This is a genomic window from Iamia sp. SCSIO 61187 (assembly GCF_019443745.1).
GTDB lineage: Bacteria > Actinomycetota > Acidimicrobiia > Acidimicrobiales > Iamiaceae > Iamia.
Map to the genome: position 1 here is coordinate 1,477,657 of NZ_CP050948.1, position 23,079 is coordinate 1,500,735.

Below are 23,079 nucleotides of genomic sequence, written 5' to 3' on the forward strand. Positions count from 1 at the left end.
CCATGACCCTCGACCCCCAGGTCGTCCCGCACGCGACGGCGCTCGACGCTGTCGTCGCCGGGGCGGTCCGGGTCCGCCTCGTCGACGCCACCCCCGGCGACCAGGCCGCCGTCATCGCCCAGCTGGGCCCGTTGCGTCCCGCGGACGCGGCGCCGGCGGACATCACGATCCGCTACGTCGACCGCCTGCCCGTGCCCGCGGGGATGCGGTTCATCGGCCCTCACGAGCTCGGGGTGGGGGAGGACGGCACCCTCATCGTCCTGCGCGGCCGGCACCGACGCCCGGTGCGCGTCCGCATCCCGGTGGCCGACCTCGGTGGTCCGTGCGAGCTCGTGTGCGAGCACGGCGTCGGGCGGGTGCCCCACCTGGTCGCCGCCATCAACCTCGCCCTCCTCCGCCACGACATCGTGGCCCTCCACGCGTCGGCGGTCGAGGTCGACGGGCGCGCCGTCGTCGCCACCGGCTGGAGCAAGGGCGGCAAGACCGAGGTGGTCCTCGCCCTCCTCGCCCGGGGGGCGCGCCTCGTCGGTGACGAGTGGCTCCACCTCCGTCCCGACGGCACCGTCACCGGCATCCGCGAACCGGTGCGGGTCTGGGACTGGCAGCTCGACCAGCTCGACGCGGTGCGGGGCGCCGTGGGGCGTCGCAGCCGGGCCCGGCTCGCCGCCGTGCGGGTCGCCCACCGCGCCGTGAGCAGCCGGTCCCCCCGGCTCGCCACCGTCCTCGACCGCCAGCGCGGGGTGGACGTCGACGGCGCCCGCCTCTCGTCGCAACGTCCCGCCTCCGGTCCCGTGCCGATCGGGCCGGTGCTGCTGGTGACCTCCGCCGACCGCGGGGACATCGTCGTCGTGCCGACCACGGGGCACGAGGTGGCCGAGCGGATGGTCGCGTCGCTCGCCTACGAGCGGGCCCCCCTGCGCGAGCTGGCCGATGCCCACCGGTTCGCGCACCCCGGCACAGCGCTGCCCCTCCTCGACGGCGCCGCCGATCGCGAGCGGACGCTGCTGCACGCCCGTCTCGACGATCGCCCCTCCGTCGAGGTCGTCCACCCGTACCCCGTCGACCTGGCCCACCTCGGTGCCGTGGTCGCCGACGTCGCCGAAGGATGCCGATGACCGCCATCGAGCCCCGTGTGCGCCGGGACGCCACCGGCCCGGACGCCCCTGTGCCCCCGGACTGGGCGGCCCTGCTCCCGGGCGGTCGCCTCGGGTCCGTGGCCGTCGTCGGCCCCGTCACCCGGAGCGCCCACCGGGCCCAGCAGGCGTCGTCGACGGCGCGACCGGACCAGCTGGCCGACACCGTCATCGTGACCGACGACCGGGCCTCGGCGCTGCGCACCGCCATGGCCCTGGTGCGTCCCGGCGGCGCCATCCGGGTCGAGCGCAGCCGTCGGCGTCGTCGAGCCCGCACCCGCTGGCTGCTCCGCCAGAGGGGCCTGATCGACGTGACGACGTGGTGGGCCCGGCCGGACATCGATCACCCCCGGTGCCTCATCCGGCTCGAGGACCGCGTGGCTGCGGCCACCGTGGTGCGCACCGTCGCCGACCGGCGGCGGCGCACCCCCCTCGAGGTCGCGGTGGCGTGGTCCGGCGTCGCCGACCTCCTGGCCCGCGAGGTGTCGATCATGGCGATGGCTCCCGGCCCCTGCACGGAGCGGGCGCTCGCCGGACCGGCGGACGGGCGTCGGATCGACGCCCTGGTCACACCGGGGTACCGCCGGTCACGAGCGGTCATCGGGATCGCCACCGACGGCACCGGCCGTCGCCTCCACAGCGTGGCCAAGGTCGCCCGACGGCCCGAGGACGATGGCCACGTGGCCGCCGAGGCAGCCGTCCTGGAGGACCTGGAGCGCCGAGCCGGCGGCTTCGCCGGGGCCCCGCAAGAGGCGCGGGTGGACCGACGGGCGGGGCGGTCCGTCCTGGTCGAGCGGGCCGTGCCCGGTGAGCCGCTCGACCGACGGGCGGTGCGCCGGGACCCCGTCGGCGCCCTGGTCGTGGGGCGACGCTGGATCGACGGCCTCCCGCGGCACGAGGCGACCGTCCCGGCCGAGGACGGTCGGGCCGAGGCGCTCCTGCGCGGCCCGCTCACGGCCGTCGCGGCCCGGCCGGGGATCCGGGCCGCGACGGTCGAGGTCGCATCCGAGGTCCTCGGGCGGATCGAGCGCGTCCCGCTGCCCGTCGTGTTCGAGCACGGCGACCTCGGTCACCCCAACCTCCTCGTCGAGGACGGGACCCTCGCCGCGGTCGACTGGGAGCGGGCCCGCCCCGACGGCCTGCCGCTCCACGACCTGGTGTTCCTCGTCGCCTACCTGACGGAGAGCCTCGAGCGTTCGGGCGGAGCCGAGCAGCTGGGGCGGGCCGTCGTCCGGGCCCTGCGGCCGCACGGGTGGGCCCGACCCGAGCTCGACGTCCACGTCGAACGGCTGGCGCTGGATCGCAGCCTCATCCCCGCCCTCCAGGTCGCGTGCTGGACGCGGCACCTGGCCGCCCGGCCGGTGGACATGAGCACCGACGGCGCCCCCTCCCGCGAGGAGGCCCTGTGGATGGCGGCGGTCGATGCCGCGGTGGGGAGGTGGTGATGGGCGCCCCGCGGATCACCTACGTCACGGCCGGGTTCCCGTTCCCGCTCTCGAGCGGGTACCTGCGCCACCACCACTTCATCCGGGCCCTGGCCCCGGACCACGAGATCCGGCTCCGGTCGCTGGTCGGTGCCGGGTTCGACGACGCCGCCATCGCCGGGGTGTCGGGCCTGGTCGCGGACGTCCGGGTGCACCGCGAGCCGGTCGGGTCGGGCACCGCCCGGACGCTCCGCCGCCTCCGACCGGAGCGTCGCACCGACGTTATGGCCCTTCGTGCCACCGTCGCCGCAGACCTGGCCGACGGAATCGACGTCGTGGTGCTGTCGGGGAAGGAGACGGCATCGGTCCTCGACGTCGTGGGCGGCCGCGTCCCGGTGGTCGTGGACCTGTGCGACGCGACCTCGGCCCGGGTGACCCAGGAGATGCGCACCGTCGGGCCCCGTCGGGCCGCGGGCCTGGCGCTGCGCCGGCACGCGCTCCGCCGGATCGAGCACCGCCTGGTGGTGGAGGGCGACGTCCTGCTCACCGCCTCGGCGCGAGACAAGGAGCTCCTCGAGGCGGAGGGCGCGCCGCCCGCCGTGGGCGAGGCCCTGGTGGTGCCCAACGGGATCGACCTGGACCACTGGCGGCGGCAGGCGCCGTGCCTCGGCGAGGAGGTGGTGCTCTGCGGCAACCTGGGCTACCGGCCCAACGCCGACGCCGCCGTGCACCTCGTCGAGGACGTGATGCCGCACGTCTGGGACCGCATGCCCGACGCCCGGCTGACCGTCGTGGGGTTGGGAGCCTCCGCCGCCCTGGTCCGACGCCTGGCGCGCCCCGCGGTGACCCTGACGGGAGCGGTGCCCGACGTCCGCCCCCACCTCGAGCGGGCCGCGGTGGTGGCCGCCCCCCTCCGCATCGCCACGGGCATCCAGAACAAGCTGCTGGAGGCCCTCGCCATGGAGATCCCGGTCGTGACCTCCTCGGTCGCCGCCGCGGGCCTGGGTCGGGGCGCCCCCGTGGCGATCGCCGATGACCCCCGATCCGCAGCGGCAGCCGTGGTGGCCTGCCTGCGGCGGGCCTCGGGTGGGGCGGCGACGCCCGACGCCGCGGCCCGGGCCTGGGTGGGCGAGCGGTTCGACTGGGCCGTCAGCGGGCGGCTCGTCGCCTCCGCCATCGCCACCGCGACGGCCGGCGAGCACCGATCGGGGGCGGCGGCATGACCACGGTGGCCATCATCGGCGCCGACGGTGCGGGCAAGACGACGGTCGCCCGCCGACTGCCGGCGCGCCTCGGGGTCCCGGCGCGCTACGTGTACCTCGGCGCCAACCCGGCGTCGGCCACCCACGCCCTCCCGACCACCCGCATCGTGCACCGGCTCCGCACCCGCCGGGGCACGGCGGCGGCGGGAGGCCCCCCGCCCCTGGGCCGATCGCTGGCACCGAGCCACGAGGGCTCCGTCGGCGCCCGGGCCGTCCGGTCCGGACGCGCCGCGGCGCGCACCGCGCACCAGATCACCGAGGGCGCCTACCAGCGGACCGTGATCGCCTGGCACCGACGCCGAGGACGGGTGGTCGTCGTGGATCGCTGGTACGGGGCTGACCACCACGCCCACGAGCTGGCCCCGGGACGGCACCTCGCCCTGTCCCGACGGGTCCGGGCCGCCTTCATCCGGCGGGCGTTCGGGGCCCCGGACCTCGTGCTCCTCCTCGACGCACCGGTCGAGGTGCTGCACGCCCGCAAGGGGGAGGGCACGCTCGAGGAGCTGGCCCAGCGTCGCTCCGAGTACGTGGACTACCTCGCCACGGTCCCCGTGGGGTGGCGGATCGACGCCAGCTCCCCGCTCGACGACGTGCTGGCCGAGGCGTCGGCAGCCATCGAGCGGGTCGTCGCGCCGGACTCCACCGTCACCCGGGTGGCGTCGTGACGCGGCGACGGGTCCTCGTGACGGACGCGTGCCGCGGGAGCGCGCTGGCGGTCGTCCGCGCCCTCGGCCGGGCCGGCCACACGGTCATCACCGCCGACACGGTCACCACCACGGTGGCCGGCTCCTCCCGCTACGCCAGCGCTCACGGCACCTACCCGGCACCCGAGGTGGCGGGGGTGGCGGCGACGGCCGAGGCGATCGTCGGCCTGGCCGCCCGTCACGCCGTCGACATCGTCATCCCCGTCACCGACGACACCATCGTGCCGCTCCTCGCCACCGGCGCCGAGATGCCCGATGGCTGCGTCCTGGCCACGGCCGACCCCATCGCCGTCGACCGGGCGGGCAGCAAGGTCGAGACGGTGCACCTGGCGCGCTCGCGGGGCGTCCCGGTGCCGGACCACGAGGTCGTCGAGGACCCGTCGGCGGCCCGCGGCAGCATCGCCCGCCTGGGGTCGCCCGTGGTCGTCAAGCCGGACCGGTCGCGCCTCGTCGCCGCCGACGGGCGGCTGCGACGGGGCACGGTCTCGTACGCCTGGACGGACCGGGAGGCGGTCGACGCCGTCGTCGCCGCCGGTCAGCGCGTGCTCCTGCAGCGCCACCACCCGGGGACCGGGGTGGGCATCGGCCTCGTCGCCGACCACGGCCGGCCCGTCGCCCTCGTGCAGCACCGTCGGATCCACGAGGTGCCGGTCTCCGGCGGGGCCAGCTCGCGGCGCGAGACCGACCCGCTCGACCCGGACCTGGCGGACCACGCGACCGCGCTGCTCTCGGCGCTCGGCTGGACCGGAGCCGCCATGGTCGAGTTCAAGGTGGGCCCGGGTGGGGCCTCGCTGATGGAGCTCAACGGGCGGCTGTGGGGCTCGCTGCCGCTGGCCGTCCGCTCCGGGTGCGACGTCCCCGGCCACCTGCTCGCCGTCCACCTCGGCGACGAGGCGGCCCGTCCCGCCGACACCGACTACGCCGTCGGCGTCCGGGCTCGCAACCTCGACCTCGAGCTGGTGTGGATCGGCTCCGTCCTCGCCAAGGGCCGTCGCTCGTCGGCCCTCGTCGACCTCACCCGGCGGGACGGGGTGGCGGCCGTCGTCGACCTGCTGCGCCCCGGCCAGGGCGAGGACCTCCTCGCGGCCGATGATCGCCGACCGCTCGCGGTCGGCGTCCGCCACGCGCTCGGCCACGCCGCACGGAAGGTGGTGCACCGGTGATGGCGCCGTCTGCGGGCCTGGAGAGCGGGGCTGCGGTCCTGGCTGCCGCGCTCGACCGCCTGCCGCGCCGGCGCCCGACCCTGGCCGTGCTCACCTACCACCGGGTCGCGCCGGCGGACGAGCGCCCCGAGCTGCACCCCGGGATCCGCGTCGACCCGGAGGCCTTCGCAGCCCACCTGGGCGTCCTCACCCGCCACGCCCAGCCGGTCTCGTGCGACGACCTGCTCGCCGCCTGCGCCGGCGATCGGCCTCTCCCGGCCCGGGCCGTCCACGTCACGCTCGACGACGGCTACGGGTGCACCGAGCGCCACGCCTGGCCGGCGCTGAGGGCCGCCGGCGTCCCGGCGACCCTCTTCGTCCCGACCGCGTACCCCGACACCACCCGGACGTTCTGGTGGGACCGGCTCCACCACGCCCTGCGAGGCGCGGGGCGCCCGTCCCTCGCGGCCGCCGGGCGGCGGTGGCCCACGGCGACGGCGGCCGACGTGGCCGCATCCTTCCGAGCCCTGCGGGCCGAGGTCGCCGGTCGGCCCCCTGCCGAGGGACAGGCCCTGGTCGACGAGATCAGCGCCGGGTCCGAGGCCGGTCCGCTGGAGCCCGACGTGGCCGACTGGGACGCCCTCACCCGGATGGCGACCGAGGGGCTGGCGCTGGCGCCGCACTCCCGCACCCATCCGTTCCTGCCCTCCCTGTCGTCGGCGGGCATCGAGGACGAGGTGGGAGGGTCGTGGGCCGACCTGGTCGACCGGGTCGGCCCGCGGGCGAGGCCGCTGTTCGCGGCACCGGGCGGTGCCAGCGACGGCCGGGTCCGGGCCGCGGCCGCCCGGGCCGGCCTCTCGATCAGCATGACGACCGAGCGCGGCGTGAACGACGGGGTCGCTCCCAGGTGGGACCAGCTCCGTCGGGTCAACGTCGGGCCGGGCTCGACCGAGGGGTTGGTGCGCCTGCAGCTCCACCCCACTCCGCACAGGGCGCGCGCCGGCGCCCTCGCCGCCCGCAGCCGCGTGCGCGCGTCCCTCCCGGCGCGAGGAGGTCAGACGTGGAGCTGAACGGACTTCTGCCGGTCCTGCGGCGCTGGATCCTGGTGATCGTGATCGCCACTGCGATCGCAGCACTCATCGGCTGGCGGTTCTCGTCGTCGGCCGAGGAGGGCTACGAGTCGTCGGCCGTGATGCTCGTGGGGCCCCTCAACACCGACAGCGACACCATGCGGGCGTCGGGGTCGCTGGCCCAGACCTACGCCGAGCTGGCCACCAGCGAGTCGCTGCTGGAGCGGGTGGCGGAGGAGACGGGCGTGCGCCCCTCCGACCTCGAGGAGGGGGTGAGGGCCACGGCCAACGGCACGACGCGGTTCTTGACCATCAAGGCCCGCGCCGACGAGGCCGCCACCGCCAAGGCGGTCGCCGACGCCATCACCACCGACCTGATCGACCAGAGCCGGGAAGGTGCCGTCCGTCCCGAGGGCCAGCTGCGGCTCATCGACCCGGCGTCGGCGCCCGAGCGACCGGTCACCCCCCGGGGCGACCTCGTGATCCCCCTCGCCGCAGTGGCGGGCCTCCTGGGCGCGGCCGCCATCGTCCTGCTCTACGAGTTCGTCAGCGATGCCGCCGAGACGACGGCGAGGGTGGGAGAGGCCACCGGCGTGGCCGCGCTGGCGGTGCCCCGGCGGCGGCGGTGGTCCTCGAGCCGCCGCCAGCCCGACCCGCTCAGCGTCGTCGCCACACAGGTCGAGCTGGCGCACCCCGAGATGCGCTGCGTCGTGGTCGCCGGGGCCGTGGACCGCGACGGGACGGCCGGCATCGCCGTCGCCCTGGCGCGGATCTGGAGGACCCGGCGCCCCGTCGTCACGGTGCTCGACGCCACCGGCGACGTGCTCCGCCCCTGGGGGGGCGAGCCGGAGCCCGGCGCACCCGCGAGCGACGCCATCACCGAGGACGCCGCCCGGGCCCTGGTGGAGGCGCACACGGGCGACGGGGCTCTCCTCATCGTGGTCACCTCATCGCCCCTGACGAGCACCGCCGCCCTGGTGTGGGCCCACGTGGCCGACGCCACGCTGCTCGGCGTCCGCCGCTTCACCACCCGGCTGGCGCACGTGCGCGACGCCGCCGGCAACCTCCAGGCCACGGGAGCGGACGTCCCCTTCGTCCTCCTCCACGAGGGCCGCCTTCCCGCCGAGCTCGACCCACCCCGAGCTCGGCGCCGTGCGCCCGGTCCCGACGTCCCCGCCGCGTCGGGACCGGGCGCGCCCCACGACGAGACGGCGGGAGCCCCCCAGACCCCCGCGACCGCGAGGAACCGCAGCAGCAGCGACGGTGGACGGTCGCGAGCGGGGTCGGGGAGCAAGGCCAAGGGCGGCGCACCCCGCAAGCCGGCGGCGAAGGGGACGGGTTCGCGGGCCGCGCGCTCGCGCCCGTCGTCGACCGCGACCCGCCGGGCCGGCGGTGACGACGACGTCGATGTGGCCGAGGCGGCGACGGGGTGACGGCCACGCTCGCCTCCGAACCCTCGGCCGCCGACGCGCACCGGGGCCCCCGGGTCGCCTACGTGGTCTCGCGCTTCCCGCGGTTGACCGAGACCTTCGTCGTCGACGAGGCACTGGCGGTCGTCGCCGCCGGGGCCGACGTCGTCCTCCACCCGCTCCACCGCGAGCGGGCCGACGTCGTCCAGCCTCGCGTGGCCGCTCTCGAGGGTCGGGTGGAGCACCGGCGTCTGGGCTCTCCGGGCGTGCTGGCCGGGTTCCTCCGGGGCGTCGTCCGTCGCCCCGGCCCGGTGGTGCGGGCGCTGGGGACGATCGTCTGGGAGACGCGCCGCAGCCGCCGCCTGCTGGTCGGTGGGCTGGCGGCCTTCCCGTACGCCGTCGACCTGGCTCGCCGTCTCGCCGACGACGGTGTCGACCACGTCCACTGCCACTTCGCCACCCACCCGGCGGCGGTCGGGTGGGTGGTCCACCGCCTCACCGGGCTGCCCTACAGCTTCACCGCCCACGGCTCGGACCTCCACCGCGACCGCAGCATGCTCGGCACCAAGGTCGCCGACGCCGCCTTCGTGGTGACGGTGTCGCAGGCGAACCGTGCCGTCATCCTCGCCGAGTGCGGCGACGCCGTCGCCGACAAGGTGCACGTCGTCCGGTGCGGCATCGACCCTGACCAGCTGCCCCGGCGCCCGCGCTCGACCGCCGGCCACCCCGGCCCGGTGCGCGTCTGCTGCGTCGGGACGCTGCACGAGGTGAAGGGCCAGGCCACCCTCGTCGATGCCTGTCGACTGCTGGTCGACGAGGGCCGCGACATCATGTGCACGCTCGTGGGCGACGGACCCGACCGCGACGCGCTCGAGGAGCGGGCCGAGCGCGCCGGCCTCGCCGGTCGGGTGCGCATCACGGGTCGCGTCGCCCGCCCCGAGGTCGTGGCGGTCCTCGCCGAGGCCGACGTCCTCGTGGCTCCCAGCGTCGCCTCGACCGACGGTCGCCGCGAGGGGCTGCCCGTCGTCGTGCTCGAGGCCATGGCGGTGGGCGTCCCCGTCGTCGCCAGCCGCCTGTCGGGCATCCCCGAGGCGGTCGAGGACGAGGTGACCGGGCTGCTCGTCCCCCCGGGCGACCCCGGCGCCGTCGCCGCCGCCATCGGCCGCGTCCTCGACGATCCCGTCGCCGCCGAGGCACGGGTCGAGCGGGCCGCCGAGCGCGTCGCCGCCGACTTCTCCCTCGATGCCTCGGCCCGCCGGCTGGTCGGCCTCTTCGGTGGGGCGACGTCGTGATCGCCGCCTTCTGGCTCGCCGTCGCCGTGATCGTCGAGACGTACGTCGTCTTCCCCGCGGTGGTCGCGGCCCGGGCCGTCCTCCGCCCCCTCCCGCTCCACGGCGGGCCGGTCACCCCGACGGTGAGCGTGGTCGTGGCGGCCCGTGACGAGGAGGCCGAGCTGGGCGCCAAGCTCGACAGCGTCGTCGGCTCGGACTACCCGGCTGACCGTCTCGAGGTCGTGGTCGCCTCCGACGGGTCGACCGACCGGACCGCCGACGTCGTCCGGGCCCGGGGCCCGCGCGTCCGGCTCGTCGACCTGCCTCCGGTCGGCAAGGCGGCCGCCCTCAACGCCGCCCTCGCGGAGGCGACCGGCGAGGTGGTGGTGTTCACCGACGCGAACAGCCGGTTCACCCCCACGACCCTGGCCGAGCTGGTGCGCCCGCTCGCCGACCCCACCGTCGGAGGCGTCGCCGGCGACCAGCGGTACCTCCCGCCGGACTCCGAGGCGGGCGACGCCGCCGGCACGACCACCGGCGAGCGCCGGTACTGGGACTTCGACCGCCTCCTCAAGGTGGCCGAGAGCACGGGCGGGAACGTCATCAGCGCGACAGGGGCGCTGTACGCGGTCCGCCGGGACCTGGTGGGGGAGGTCCCCGCCGGGGTCACCGACGACTTCGTCACGTCGACCGGGGTCATCGCCCAGGGGAAGCGCCTCGTGTTCGCGTCCGACGCCGTCGTGTGGGAGCCGGTCGCCGCCAGCCCCGACGCCGAGATGGCCCGCAAGGTCCGGGTCATGACCCGCGGGCTCCAGGGGGTGGTCCTGCGTCGTGCCCTCCTCGACCCGCGCCGCCACGGCTTCTACGCCGTCCAGCTCCTGCACCACAAGGTCCTCCGCCGCCTCATGGGCGTGCCCCTCTCCGTCACCGCGGTGGCCGCCGCCCTCTCCTGGCGCAGGGGATCGGCCTACCGCGCCGCGACGCTGGCCCAGACCGGCCTCTACGGGCTGGCCGTCGTGGGCCTCACCCGACCCACGAGTCGGCTCGGACGGTCGCGCCCGTGCGGCATGGCCGCCTACTTCGCCATGGTGAACGCCGCCGGACTGGTCGCGGCGACCAACGTCCTCCGGGGACGCCGCATCGAGCAGTGGAGCCCGGCCCGACGGCCCGAGGACGGTCCCGGGTGACGGCCACGACGGTCGACCACCGCCGGACCGAGCTGGCCGTGCGGGCGTGGGGGCACCGGTTCGCCCCGCCCATCGTCGCCGTCCTCGTCGCCGCGGCGACGGCGACCGTGGCCCTCGACCAGCCGATCGCCGCCCTGGCGGCCGGGGCGGCCGTGGCCGCCCTCGTCATCGGCGATCGGCCGCAGGCGGCCACTGTCGTGTGCGTCGGTCTCGTCTTCTCCAACGCGGTCGTCGTCGCCACGACCGAGCACGGCGTGCCCAAGCTGTTCGCCGCCCTGGTCCCCCTCCTCCTGCTGGTGACCATCGGCCACCGGACGTGCATCGAGCGCCAGCCCCTCGTGCTGCCCCGTGCCACCCCGTGGGTCGTCGCCTTCCTCGTGGTCCAGCTGGTGGGCGGCGCCACCAGCCGCCAACCGGCCACGTCGCTCAACGACGTCACGACCTTCGTCGTCGAGGGCATGGCCCTGTGGATCCTGCTCGCCAACGCGGCGCGAGGCGCCGACGTCATCCGAGCGTGCGCGGTCGTGCTGGTCATGTCCGCTGCGGCCCTGTCCCTCCTCTCGGTGGCGCAGGAGAGCGGGATCGTCGAGGACGGCGACGCCTACGGCTTCGCCCAGGTGAGCGATGCCGTGGTGGCCGAGGACGAGGCCGCGGGGCAGGAGGGCGAGAGCCGTCATGCCGGGCCCGTGGGTGAGCAGAACCGGTGGGCCCAGTGCCTGGCCCTGGTGATCCCCCTCGCCGTCGCCCTCGCGGCCCGAGATCGGTCCCGCACCGTCCGCCTGATCGCCCTGGCCGCGGTCCCCGCCATCGGCGCGGGGATCGTCCTGACCTACTCGAGGGGCGCAGCCGTCGGGTTGGTCCTGGCGACGCTCGTGGCGGTGATGCTCCGATGGGTGCCCCGGGCGGCGACCGTCGCCGCCCTCGCCCTCGTCGTGGTGGCGCTCGCCGTCGGCGCGCCCGTGTTCGCGTCACGGGCCTCGACCGTCGTGACGGCGCGGAGCTCGGCAACGGGCGGGGATGCCGTCGCCGAGGGCGGCGAGACCGACGGCTCCTTCTCGAACCGGGCCGTCGAGGCGTCGGCCGCCGTCGCCGTGTTCGTGCACCACCCGCTCGTCGGCGTGGGGCCGGGGCTCTTCCCCACGTACTTCCAGGACGAGGCGCGACGGCTCGGCGCCGATCGGATCGTCGGCGTCGACCGCGAGGCCCACAACCTCTACCTCGGCATCGCCGCCGACACCGGTGCGCTCGGGATCGGCGCGTTCGTCGGCATCGTCGTCACGATCCTGCGGCCGCTGGCGGCCGTGCGCCGCCGGTTCGCGGCGTCCCGGCCTGATCTCTCCGCCCTGGCCACCGGGTACGCCATGGCCATCGTGGTCTACCTCACCACCGGGCTGTTCCTGCACTTCGCCTACATCCGCTACTTCTGGCTGTTCGCCGGGCTGGCCGCGGCCATGGGCGTGGTCGACGACGCCACCGACGGGGCCCCGTCCCGGGTGGAGCCCGCCGACGCCCCGGTCCCGGAGCCGACGTGCCCGTGACCGCCGGCCTGCGGCCGTGGACCCCGGACCCGCCGGGGGACAACCGACCGCTCCTCGTGCGGTGGCCCCGGTGGCGCCTCCTCCTCGACGACCCGGCGCCGGCGTCCGTCCTCATCGTCGGCGAGGCCGACCCGGGCGTGGAGCGGTGGCTGCGCAGCGTCGCCGCCCCGACCCGGTGGGTCGGGGGCCCTCGTGGCCTCACCCGTCCTGCGGCGCTGGTGGTGGTGGGCTCCGACGCCGCAGGGGCCTTCACCGACCGGCGAGCGCTGACGTGGCTGGTCCGCAGCTGCACCGAGGACGGTGCCGTGTGGATGCCAGGGCGGCGGGCACGCCGTCGTGAGCACGCACTCACGGCCGCGGGCTTCGCCTCTCTCCGGTGGTTGGGCGACGACCGCGCGAGCCACTGGCGTCGCAGCCCGCTCGGGGACGGGGTCGTGGCCTCGCGCCGGGGCCCGCCCGACCGGCCCCCGGCATGGCTGGCCGCCATCGGGGCGCGCGTCGGGTGGGACCCGTCCTCGGCCTGGACCCTCGAGACCCCTGGGGCCTACCCGTCGCAGAAGGCCGTGGCCCTGCTGCGCCCCCGGCACGACGGCGAGGGGGGGGCGGTGGTGAAGCTGGCCCAGGACCCGCGCGCGGACGACAGGGTGCGGAACGAGGTGGCCGCGCTCCGGGCGCTGGCCGTCGCCGCGCCGGGCTTCCTCTCGTCCCGGGCGCCGGCCGTGCTCGACCAGCTCGACGTGGGCGGCACGGCGGCGGTGGTCGAGCAGGGCCTGTGGGGGCGCCCGTTCCTCGAGGCGAGCACCCTGCGACCCGACTGCCCGTTGGCAGCCGACGCCGCGGCCGCGACCGGCGAGCTGGCCGACGTTCGTCCGGCGGTGGTGCCCGGAGCCCGCCTGGCGGAGCACCTCGGCCAGCTGCGGGAGCGGTTCGTCGCCGCGTTCGACCCGTCCCCGACCGTCTCCGAGCTCCTGGCCGAGCAGGTCGCCGTCGTCGCGTCGCGGCCCGTGGTGCCCACGGTCGTCGTCCACGGGGACCTCGGCACGTGGAACCTCCTCGTCGTCGACGGTCGCGTCCGCATCCTCGACTGGGAGTCCGCCGCCGCCGGCGGCCCGCCTCTCTGGGACCTCGCCTACCTCGCCCGCTCCTACGCGGTGCGGAGCGGACGTCGTCGTGGCCTCACTCGCGCCCGGGCCATCGACCGGCACCTCGTCGAGGGATCGGCCCTCACCACGACGCTGGCTGGGTGGTTCGCGCGCTACCGAGACCACGTGGGCCTCGACCCCGAGCTCGGGGAGGCCCTCTTCCACACCTGTTGGATGCACCGGGCGGTGAAGGAGTCGGCCCGGCTCGCGCCCGGGGTGACCGGGCACTACGGGACGCTGTGCGCCCGACTCTTGGAGCAGCGCCGATCCGCCGGCCTCCGTCAGCTCCTCGGCACCTGACCGCGCGCCCGGCGGGGACGGCCGTTCACGACGCCCACGCCCGCCCCCACCACGGCGAGGACCACTGCGCCCCCCGCGGCCACGACGCCCTCTTCGGCGTCGGGCACCACGTCGACGAAGGGGACCGCCACCGCCAGCGCGGCGGCGACGCCGCAGACCAGGCCGGTGACCAGCTGGACGGTCCAGCGGCTGCCCCACGTCCGCTGGTAGCGGATCGACCAGGCGGCCGCGAGCACCACGGCCACTCCGGCGACGACCAGCACGACGACGTCTCGCAGGGTCACTGCGCAACGGTACGAGCCACACCGGGCGCACCGGATGCCCTGAAGAGGGGAGGCTGCCTCACCCCACCCGCGGAGCCTGCCTCGCCAAGGCCCTCCGACACTCCTGTGGTGCCGCACGAAGGGGCACGACCGATGAGCGGAGGTCCGATGGGACGCAGGCATGACGAGCAGCGTGGGTGGAGGGTGAGCCTCGTGGGCGCCGCTCTGGTGGCGGTGATGACGATGGCGATGGCGATCGCCCCCGGGGCCCCGACGGGTGCCGCCGAGGGCGACGTCGGGATCGAGGGACCGGCGTTCGTCGAGAGCGGCCTGCCCACGGTGACGATGGCCGAGAGCAAGATGTGGTTCCACGACGGCACGTGGTTCGCCGCCATGTTGCGCACGGGTGAGCCGAGCAGCGGCGGCAGCCCCGACGCCGACGTCGTGGTCCACAAGCGGGTGGGAACCGACTGGATCCCCACCAGCGCCGTGATCGACACGAGGGCCACCTCCAAGCAGGACGTGGTGGCGGTGGGCGACACCCTCTACGTCCTGTCGCACCGCAAGCTGGACAACTCCGATGGCCTGCTCATGACGGACCCGGACCAGTTCGCGCGCCTCGCCAAGTTCACCTACAACGCCTCGACGGACACCTACGTCCCCGTCGCCGGGTTCCCCAAGGTGGTCAACCAGTACCGGGTGGAGTCGGCGACGATGGACGTCGACTCGACCGGGGCGGTCTGGGTCGCCTGGGCCCAGAGCGGCCAGGTGCTCTGGCAGCGCTCGACCGACGGCGGCGCGACGTTCTCGGCTCCCGCCGCGCTGACGGTGGACCACGCCACACCCACCGTCGACGACATCGCCTCGCTCGTCGCCTACGGAGACCGGGTCGGGATCATGTGGGGCGACCAGTCGGTCGGGGACGACGGCTACTGGTTCACCTCGACCGCAGCCGGCAGCGGCGCGGCGACGTGGACGGCGAGCGAGGCCGCCTTCGTCGGGACCAACCGGGGCGATGACCACATCAGCCTCAAGGCCGTCGGCGGCCAGATCGTCGCTGCGGTCAAGACCCGGGTCGGCCTGAGCAACAACACGCTGGTCGCCCTGCTCACCCGCAGTGCGACGGGGACCTGGGCGGCGACGAGCGCCTGGGCTGGCATCACCGAGGCCACCCGCCCCGTCGTCACGGTGGACACGACGAACAACGTCGCCCACCTGTTCGCCACCCTGCCCAACGGGACCACCACGGCCCACCAGGGCGTGTACCACAAGTCGACGCCGCTGGCGGCGCCGTCGTTCACGCCGGCCGCCCAGGGGACGCCGGTGATGACCCGCACCGGCGGCAACATCGCCGACGTCACGTCGACCAAGCAGGGCGTCACCGCGACCAGCGAGCTCGTCGTCCTGGCCGCCGACAACACGAGCGACCGCTACTGGAGCGCTGAGGTCGCCATCGAGGAGCCGGCCGCCCAGCCCCCGACCGCGCCCGCCTCGGTCACGGCGACGGCCGGGCGTCGGTCCGCCACGGTCTCGTGGACCGCCGCCACACCCGGCAGCGGCCCCATCACCGGGTACCGGATCACCTCCACGCCGGCGCTGCCGACACCCGTGGCCGACCAGCCCGCCTCCGCCCGTGGGCCCATCACCGTGACGGTGCCCACCGGCGTGGCTCGCACCTTCCAGGTCCGGGCGCTGTCGGGAGCTCTCGTCGGCCCACCGGCGTCGAGCGCGTCGGTGACGCCGAACAACCACCAGCCCTTCGCCAGCACGGCGGCCTTCGCCGACCGGCAGGCCCAGGACTTCCTCGGCCGACCGGCCACCGACGCCGAGAAGGCGGAGGTCCAACGGATCCTCGTCACCGAGGACCAGGCCGGGTCGGCCGCCGTGCTCGCCCCGGAGTTCTTCGCCCACCCGAGCGTGGCGGGGACCAACGGGACGAGCGACGACAAGGTGACCGGGCTGAAGGGCTTGCAGGCCCAGATCACCCGCCTCTACCTGGCGTACTACCTGCGCACGCCGGACAAGGGCGGCCTCGAGTACTGGGTCCAGCAGCGCAACGCCGGGATGAGCCTCACACGGGTGTCGGAGCACTTCGCCAGCCTGAGGGAGTTCCGCGAGCGCTACGGCACCCTGACCAACCGCGAGTTCGTCGAGCTCATCTACCAGAACATCCTGGGGCGCCCGGGCGAGAAGTCCGGGGTCGACTTCTGGACCGCTCAGCTCGACTCTCGCCGCCGGTCCCGAGGCTGGGTCATGATCGGCTTCTCGGAGTCGAGCGAGTACATCACCTCCACCGTCCGGACGGTGTCGGTGGTGCTGGTCTACTGCTCGATGCTCGACCGGATCCCGACCACGGAGGAGCTCCAGGCCGAGGCGGGCAGGCCGTCGACCGCTGCGGTGGTCGACGGGATCCTGGCCGGCTCCGAGTACAGGGCACGGGTGGCGTCATGAGCGCCATCGCCCAGCGGAAGGCCTGGCCCGTGGCCGTCGGCGCTGCCACCGTGGTCGCCGCCGGGCTGCTGCTGGCGCCCTTCACGGCGGCGGCAGTGGAGCCGATCCCGGGGGGTGCGACCGTCGACGGCTCGACGGCGGAGTGGACACCGGCCGACGAGGCGTTCGCCCTCGTGGGCAACGACCCCCCTCACCTGGAGCGGGGCCGGGTGTCCCTGCGCTACGACTGCGCGGACGAGGTGCTCTACGCGCTGATCATGGCGGGACCGGGCCTGCGGTTGCAGGCGACCGATCCCGACGAGGCGTACATCCGCCTGGGGTCCGAGCCCAAGCTCGTCAGCGGCACCGACGGTGCCGACGGGGAGGCACCGGACGCCGCGTGGGTCGACCTCCAGGGTGCGACGGCGGCGGGGATCGAGATGGGGGCCCCGCTGCCCCCGGGCTCCTACGACGATCTCCGGGCCCACGCCAAGCTGCCGAACGACAGCGAGGACGGCTACGAGACGCTCGACCTGGCGCCGCGCTACCAGCAGGTCACGATCACGTGTCCCGAGGACGGGGCCACCGACGCCGCCCTCGTCGCTGACGTCGATGCTGCCTCCGGCGACGTCGCCGACCCCGCCGACGTGGCCGACCCCGCGGGCCTGGCCCGGACCGGGGCCCCGCTCCTCTCCGCCCTCACCGGTGCCGGCCTCCTCCTGGTCGCAGGAGGAGCCGCGATCCGCCTCCGTCGGTGGTCTCGACCGACGGCGCCTTGATCGACGGGTCGGCAGCCCCCCGGTTCCCCTGCCGGGCCGATGCTGCCGCACCCGTCCGGCTCGGTGGTTCGGGCGGCACCCCTCCCCGCCGCTCGGATCGCCGAGCCACGACGTCGGGTGCCGGAGGGTTCTTCCCGGTCATCCGACGCTGGGTGATCGTGATCGCCGTGGCCACCGGCATCGCCCTGCTGGTCGGGTACGGGCTGGCCCGACAGGCCACCCCGACCTACGAGGCGCGCGCGAAGCTCCTGGTGGGCCCGCTGAACGCGGACATCGCCACCGTACGGGCGGCCACCGCCGCCACCGGCACCTACGTCCAGCTGGCCGGGGCTCCGGCCACCGTCGAGGCCGTGGCGCGCGACACCGGCGTCGACCCGGACCAGCTCTACTCCGGCATGCGGGCGACGACCGACCCGGAGGCCCGGATCCTCCGGGTGCGGGCCCGGGCCCACACCGCCGCCGATGCCGCCGCGGTGGCCAACGGTGTGGCCCGACGTCTCATCCGGCTGGCCGCGGACGACTCCCCGGCCCTCGCCGGGCGGCTGACCCTCATCGACGGGGCGACGCCGCCGTCGTCGCCGATCAGCCCCCGCATCGCGGTCATCGCCCCCCTCGCCGCCGCCGGTGGGCTGCTCGGGGGGTTGGCCCTCGTCATGGTCCTGGAGCTGCTGGGCGATGCGGCCGGGTCGGTGACCGAGGTGCGACGGGCGGCGCGGGTGCCGGCCCTCACGCTGCCGGCGGTCACCCGTCGGCCCAGCGCGGTGCGGGGCGGCCAGGTGGTGGCCAGGCACCTCGACCTGGTCCGTCCCGGCGCGACGTCGGTCCTGCTCACCGGCACGTCTGCCCTCGACGGTGGCGGTCGGTTGGCCCTCGAGCTGGCGGCGGCCTGGGCCGCCGACGGCCACCGGGTCGTCGTCGTCGACGCAGGCGCGGGGGAGACCACCGCCGTCATGGGGCTCGAGGAGCGGCCCGGGGTGACCGAGGCGCTGGAGGGCCGGGAGGTCGCGCCCACGGTGCTCGGCGGGCGGGTCGAGGCTCTGGGAGGGCCGCGCGCCCCATCGCTCGGCCGGGTGGAGCCGTCCGCCGCCCGCCGGGTCGTGGAGGACCTGGTCGCGTCGGGGGCGCGGGTCGTCGTCCACGCGCCGCCGGCGACGCTCGAGCCGGCGACGCTGGCGTGGGCGCGGGTCGTGGACTCGACCGTGCTGGTGTCCCGGCGCGACACCGGACGCCGGGAGCCGCTCACCCAGGTGGCCGACGCCCTCCAGCGCGTCGGCGCCGACCTGGCCTTCACCGTCTTGCACCCAGGTGGCCGGAACCCCCTCGGCGTGACCGCGCCCCGGCTCCGGCCGGCGAGAGCCCGGGGACGAGAGGCGGTGCCGGCGTGACCGTCGTCGACCGTCCCACCACCTCGTCCACCGGTTCGGGCGGATGCGAGCCGCACCCGCCCCGCGTGGAGCGCCCGGTGCGCGCCGGCGGGTTCACCACCGTCGCCACGATCGCCGCGGTGGCCGTCGGGATCGGGCTGCGCACCTGGGCGGGGAGCAGCCTGTGGCTCGACGAGGCCATCAGCGTCGACATCGCCCAGCTGCCCCTGACCGACCTGCCCGAGGCGCTGCGTCACGACGGCCACCCGCCGCTCTACTACGTCCTGCTGCACGGGTGGACCCAGCTGTTCGGCACCGGCGACGTCGCCGTCCGGGCGCTGTCCGGCGTGATCTCCCTCGCGACCCTGCCCGTGGTCTGGTGCCTCGGTCGCCGGCTCGGCGGGAGGACGACGGCCGCAGTGGTCCTGGTCCTCATGGCGACCTCCCCGTTCGCCATCCGCTACGCCTCCGAGGCGCGCATGTACGCCCTGGCGACCCTCCTCGCCGCCACGTGCCACCTGGCCGTCCTGCGGGCGGAGGAACGTCCCACGAGCGGTCGCCTCGCCGTCGTCGCGGGGCTCGCCCCCGCTCTGCTCCTCACCCACTACTGGGGGGCGTGGTTCGTGGCGTCCCTCCTGGCCGTCCTCCTGGTGGCCGCCCGCCGGCGCCCGGCGGCGCGGCGAGCCCGGCTCGCCACGGCCGCGGCGCTGGTCGTCGGGTCCCTCCCGGCCCTGGCCTGGCTCCCCGTCGCGCTCCACCAGGCCGACCACACCGGGACGCCGTGGGCCCGGTCGGTCGAGCCCTTCGACGCCGTGTTCGACACGCTGCTGGACCTGGGCGGTGGCAAGTGGCTCGGGGGCCGGCTCGCCGCCCTGGTGCTCGTCGTGACCCTCGGCCTGGCCCTCGCCGCTCGACCGGTCGCCCGGTGGCGGGTCGAGCTCGACCTCCGGACGGTGCCCGGCGCACGGCGAGAGGCCGCCCTCGCCGCGACCACGCTCGTGCTCGGCGTCGGCGCGGCGGTGGCGACCGCCTCCGCCTTCCAGCCTCGCTACGCCGCCGTCGTCGTCCCCACCACCCTCCTCGTGGTCGCGGTGGGCGTCGGCCGCGTCCCCGACCGCCGGCTGCGGGCCGCCTCGGTCGTCCTGCTGGTGGTGCTCGGCGTCGCCGGTGCCGTGCGTGCCGCCGAGACCCCCCGCACGCAGGGCGACCAGGTCGCCGTCGCCCTCGATGCCGGCGTCGCCCTCGGTGATGTGGTGGCCTACTGCCCCGACCAGCTCCGGCCGTCCGTCGAGCGGGTGCGGCGCGAGCCGACCGGGACCTCGCTCACCTTCCCCTCGGGCAGCCCCCCCGGGAGGATCGACTGGGTCGACTACACCGAGCGGATCGCCGCCTCGTCGACAGACGAGTTCGTCGACGACGTCTTGGCGCGCGCCGGCTCTGACGGTGCCGTCTGGTTGGTCTTCGCCGAGGGGTACCGCGGCTTCGACGGTGCGTGCGAGGAGATCCGGACGGCTCTGGGTCGCGCCCGCGGCACAGGCACCGAGGTGGTGGAGGTCGACGAGTCGGCCTACGAGAAGCACCTCCTCGAGCGCTTCGATCCAGGGTGATGCGGCCCGCCTCTCGCGACGCCCCGCCCGTCGCGCCCGTCGTCGCCCTCGGGGCCGTGTCGGTGCTGGGCACGAGCTGGTTCGCCTGGTCCCTGCCCGCCGCGCCCAGCCGGCGGACGCGTGCCGGAGCGGCTCTCGCCGAGGACGTGGGTCCTTGGCGCTGGGCCTACGACCACCTCGCCCCACCGTCGTCGTCGGCGCTGGCCGCGAGCCTCGTGGCCGTGGCGGCGGTCATGTTCGTGGCGTGGGCCGGCGCCATCGCCGTGACGTGGCGGCGGTCGAGCCCGGCGCGGGTCCGCGCCATCGTCTGGTGCGTGGGCCTGGCCTGTGCCGTCAGCGTCCTGGCGCTGCCCACCCACAGCAGCGACATCTACGACTACGCCCTCTTCGGGCGGGTCGCGTCGGACAACGGTGGCGAGCCCTACCACGACCTGCCGGACGCCTACCCCGACGACCCCCTGTACCGGTACTCGAGCCACCAGTACACGGGGCACCCTGACAACAAGCTCCCGGTCTGGACCATGGCGGCGACGGGGGTGACCGCCCTCGCCGGGGACCACCCGATCGCCGTGGTCCTGGCCCTCCGCGGCCTGCTGGCGACGGCCACCCTCCTCGCGACCGTCTTGGTGGCACGGATCGCCCACCGCCTGCGCCCCGACGGGGCGGCGGCCGCAGCAGCCGTCTTCGGGCTGTGCCCGGTGACCCTCACCTACGGCGGGGCCAAGACCGATGCGCTGATGGTGCTGCTGATGCTGGTCGGCCTGGCCCTGGTCGCCGACGATCGGTCGAGGGCCGGGACGGCGCTCACCACCCTGGCGGTGATGGTGAAGGCCATCGCTGCGCCGGTGCTCGCCCTCGTCGTCCTCGCTCCGAGCGCACCCGAGCGGCACGGCCGCGCCCGACGGGCCACCGACGTGGTCGTCCGGGCGGCGCTGGCCGGCGTCGTCGTCGTCGCCGTGTACCTACCGTTCCGCGACCCCGTCGGCCTGGCACGGGCGCACCTCGCCGAGCCGGACCAGACGTCGGCGGCCTCGCTCGCCACGCCGGTGGCCCTCGTCGCCCTCGCCGTCGTCGCCGGTGGTGTGGTGGGCTGGGCGTGGCGGCAGCGGCCGGCATCGGCCCTGGAGCGGGCCGAGGTGGTGGTCACCGCCTCGGCGCCGCTGCTGGTGCTCTTCGCCGCCACCCTGACCCGCCCGGGGCTGCCGTGGTACCTCCTGACGCCGCTGGCCGTGGTCGCGCTGGCTCGGTCCGTCCCCCTGCTGATGGTCCTCGGCGCGCTGGCCGCGACGTCGTTCCTGATGGGCTGGTGGGAGTCGATCGACACGCGCGCCCACCCCCTGCCCGAGGTGCACGGCAGCCGAACGAGCCTCTACCTGCTCGTGGCCGGCGTCGCCGGGGTGTCGGCGTTGGTCGCCTGGGCGGCGAGGCGGAGGGCGGCTGCGGACCGCCCACCAGGGCGGGAGCGGAGGTCGACGGCCGCGGCCGCGGTGGGTCCGTCGGGGTGACGCCCGGCGGCGTGGCCGCCACGACAGGGCATCGAGATCCGGCGTCGAACTCATGGTCGACGCCGGGCGGCCGATCGAGGGGAGGATCGGAGGTGCCCGTGACGAAGCGGATCAGGCTGCTCTTCCCCGGTGGGCCCCCACCGGACGCGCCCCAGGCCATGTGGATCAGCGACGATGCGACGGCGGACGACGTCGCCGAGCGCGTCCCGGGTGCCGTCGGCTTCATCGACCTCGATCGGTGGGAGGCCGACGTCCAGGAGGGGACGCTCACCCGCGACGAGGTCGCGGCGGCGCTCGAGGCGGTCCGCGAGTCTCGCGCAGGTGGGTGAGGTCGCCTACCGCGGGGGAGGGCGCCGCCCCCTCCGGCGCCCCGCGACGATCTCCGTGTGACGCCGCGCCGCCGGGGTCGGTCAGGCCGACCGAGGGTCGTCGTCGCCACCTTGGCGGTGGCGATCCTGCTGCCCATGGTGGCGTGCTCGTCGTCGGGCGACGACGATCCCGCGTCCTCGAGCCCGGCGCCGCCGAGCGACGGTGAGAGCGACGGAGACGACCTCTCGCTGCCGCAGCTCGGCGGCGCCCTCGAGGGCCTGGCCCTCGACCGGGCCCCCGACGACGCTGTCGCCGAACGTCTCCGAGACGCAGCCGACGAGGCCCGTGAGGTGGAGCCGTCGGCACGCGACCCGCTGCTGATCACCGACACCGAGGACGTGTTCGTGGGCGATGCGCAGCGGGCCTGGACGCTCGCCCTCGCCTACCGGGTGTTCCGGGACGAGGCCGATGCCGACGCGGCGTCGGCGATCGTCGAGGACTGGATGACCACGACCCGGACGTTGGAGGACGCGTGCCCCGACTCGGGCGGGTGCTCGACGTCGCTGATGGTCAGCCGGGCCGCCCCGGGCTTCGTGTTCGCCGCCGAGGTGCTCCAGAGCGAGGGGATCTGGGACGACGACACGAGCGGGCAGTTCCACCGCTGGCTGCGGGACGTGATCTTGCCGGCCGCCTCCGACCGCGACGGGAACTGGGGCGATGCCGGCACCTTCATGCGGGTCGCGGTGGCGATCGAGCTCGGGGACGAGGAGGAGCTGGAGCGGGCTGCGGACCGCTGGCGCGAGCGCATCGACCTCATCGAGGCCGACGGCCGGATCCCGGAGGAGGTCCGCCGCGAGGACGCCGGTCTGATGTACAGCCAGGAGGCCCTCGGCTACAAGGTGGCGACCGCCGACATGCTGGCTCGCGCCGGGCTCGACGTCTGGGAGGAGCAGGGTGAGCGGGGCGGGTCGCTGCGCCGGGCCCTGGATCTCGTCGTGCGGTCGCTGGACGAGCCCGAGTCCTGGCCGGTGACCACCGAGGACCTGCGCATCCCCCGCCCGGCGGCGCTCTGGCCGATCGTGGCCTCGCGGTGGGACGACCCCGGCTACGAGGAGCTGGCCGACGCCGCCCGCGAGCGGGACGGCTCCGGGCACTCCGCGGTCCTCTGGTCGTCGGTCACCCATCCGGGGTGACGTGCCATCCGGGGTGACGTGACGGCCCGGCGCCCGGCGCGGTAGGG

19 protein-coding genes are annotated in these 23,079 nt (G+C 75.8%); 18 read left to right on the top strand and 1 reads right to left on the bottom strand.

The window, feature by feature from the left end:
- Positions 1–2: 2 nt before the first annotated feature.
- Genes HC251_RS07215 through HC251_RS07265 form a run of 11 tightly spaced genes read left to right on the top strand, consistent with a single transcriptional unit; the run spans position 3 to position 13,582 of the window.
- A complete protein-coding gene (locus HC251_RS07215; RefSeq protein WP_219944623.1) occupies positions 3–1,115 on the top strand; it encodes a hypothetical protein in 1,113 nt (370 codons plus the stop codon).
- Positions 1,112–2,578, top strand: a complete 1,467-nt coding sequence (locus HC251_RS07220) for a hypothetical protein (protein ID WP_219944624.1) — start codon at positions 1,112–1,114, stop codon at positions 2,576–2,578. Before HC251_RS07215 ends, HC251_RS07220 begins: the two co-directional genes overlap by 4 nt.
- Entirely contained in the window at positions 2,578–3,780 is a 1,203-nt protein-coding gene (locus HC251_RS07225) for a glycosyltransferase (protein ID WP_219944625.1), read from the top strand. Before HC251_RS07220 ends, HC251_RS07225 begins: the two co-directional genes overlap by 1 nt.
- Positions 3,777–4,484, top strand: coding sequence for a hypothetical protein (locus HC251_RS07230; protein WP_219944626.1), 708 nt, complete (start codon positions 3,777–3,779; stop codon positions 4,482–4,484). The genes HC251_RS07225 and HC251_RS07230 overlap by 4 nt, the downstream gene beginning before the upstream one ends.
- Positions 4,485–4,501: 17 nt before the next feature.
- Positions 4,502–5,686, top strand: coding sequence for an ATP-grasp domain-containing protein (locus HC251_RS07235; protein WP_219944627.1), 1,185 nt, complete (start codon positions 4,502–4,504; stop codon positions 5,684–5,686).
- Positions 5,686–6,735, top strand: a complete 1,050-nt coding sequence (locus tag HC251_RS07240; protein ID WP_219944628.1) for a polysaccharide deacetylase family protein — start codon at positions 5,686–5,688, stop codon at positions 6,733–6,735. Before HC251_RS07235 ends, HC251_RS07240 begins: the two co-directional genes overlap by 1 nt.
- Positions 6,726–8,168 carry a Wzz/FepE/Etk N-terminal domain-containing protein gene (locus HC251_RS07245; RefSeq protein ID WP_219944629.1) on the top strand — a complete coding sequence of 481 codons (1,443 nt, stop codon included), beginning with the start codon at positions 6,726–6,728 and terminating at the stop codon, positions 8,166–8,168. Before HC251_RS07240 ends, HC251_RS07245 begins: the two co-directional genes overlap by 10 nt.
- Complete coding sequence (locus HC251_RS07250) at positions 8,165–9,436, top strand: glycosyltransferase (RefSeq protein ID WP_219944630.1); 1,272 nt, start codon at positions 8,165–8,167, stop codon at positions 9,434–9,436. Before HC251_RS07245 ends, HC251_RS07250 begins: the two co-directional genes overlap by 4 nt.
- Positions 9,433–10,602, top strand: a complete 1,170-nt coding sequence (locus HC251_RS07255; protein WP_219944631.1) for a glycosyltransferase — start codon at positions 9,433–9,435, stop codon at positions 10,600–10,602. Before HC251_RS07250 ends, HC251_RS07255 begins: the two co-directional genes overlap by 4 nt.
- Positions 10,599–12,140, top strand: coding sequence for an O-antigen ligase (locus HC251_RS07260; RefSeq protein ID WP_219944632.1), 1,542 nt, complete (start codon positions 10,599–10,601; stop codon positions 12,138–12,140). Before HC251_RS07255 ends, HC251_RS07260 begins: the two co-directional genes overlap by 4 nt.
- Positions 12,131–13,582, top strand: a complete 1,452-nt coding sequence (locus HC251_RS07265; protein ID WP_219944633.1) for a phosphotransferase — start codon at positions 12,131–12,133, stop codon at positions 13,580–13,582. Before HC251_RS07260 ends, HC251_RS07265 begins: the two co-directional genes overlap by 10 nt.
- Here HC251_RS07265 and HC251_RS07270 read toward each other — a convergent pair.
- Positions 13,564–13,866 carry a hypothetical protein gene (locus HC251_RS07270; protein WP_219944634.1) on the bottom strand — a complete coding sequence of 101 codons (303 nt, stop codon included), beginning with the start codon at positions 13,864–13,866 and terminating at the stop codon, positions 13,564–13,566. The two genes, HC251_RS07265 and HC251_RS07270, sit on opposite strands and share 19 nt — an antisense overlap.
- A gap of 183 nt (positions 13,867–14,049) precedes the next feature.
- Between HC251_RS07270 and HC251_RS07275 the strand changes: the two genes are divergently transcribed.
- From HC251_RS07275 to HC251_RS07305, 7 genes are all read left to right on the top strand, one after another.
- Positions 14,050–16,296 carry a DUF4214 domain-containing protein gene (locus tag HC251_RS07275; RefSeq protein WP_219944635.1) on the top strand — a complete coding sequence of 749 codons (2,247 nt, stop codon included), beginning with the start codon at positions 14,050–14,052 and terminating at the stop codon, positions 16,294–16,296.
- Positions 16,293–17,054, top strand: coding sequence for a hypothetical protein (locus HC251_RS07280; protein WP_219944636.1), 762 nt, complete (start codon positions 16,293–16,295; stop codon positions 17,052–17,054). The genes HC251_RS07275 and HC251_RS07280 overlap by 4 nt, the downstream gene beginning before the upstream one ends.
- Positions 17,055–17,212: 158 nt before the next feature.
- A complete protein-coding gene (locus HC251_RS07285; protein WP_219944637.1) occupies positions 17,213–18,439 on the top strand; it encodes a hypothetical protein in 1,227 nt (408 codons plus the stop codon).
- Positions 18,440–18,504: 65 nt separating this feature from the next.
- On the top strand, positions 18,505–20,025 hold the full coding sequence (locus HC251_RS07290; protein ID WP_219944638.1) for a glycosyltransferase family 39 protein: 1,521 nt from the start codon (positions 18,505–18,507) through the stop codon (positions 20,023–20,025).
- Positions 20,025–21,530, top strand: coding sequence for a hypothetical protein (locus HC251_RS07295; RefSeq protein WP_219944639.1), 1,506 nt, complete (start codon positions 20,025–20,027; stop codon positions 21,528–21,530). Before HC251_RS07290 ends, HC251_RS07295 begins: the two co-directional genes overlap by 1 nt.
- A gap of 92 nt (positions 21,531–21,622) precedes the next feature.
- Positions 21,623–21,859: a hypothetical protein gene (locus tag HC251_RS07300; protein WP_219944640.1), complete on the top strand. Its 237-nt coding sequence runs from the start codon at positions 21,623–21,625 to the stop codon at positions 21,857–21,859.
- Between the two features lie 57 nt (positions 21,860–21,916).
- Positions 21,917–23,032, top strand: coding sequence for an alginate lyase family protein (locus tag HC251_RS07305; protein WP_219944641.1), 1,116 nt, complete (start codon positions 21,917–21,919; stop codon positions 23,030–23,032).
- Positions 23,033–23,079: the final 47 nt, after the last annotated feature.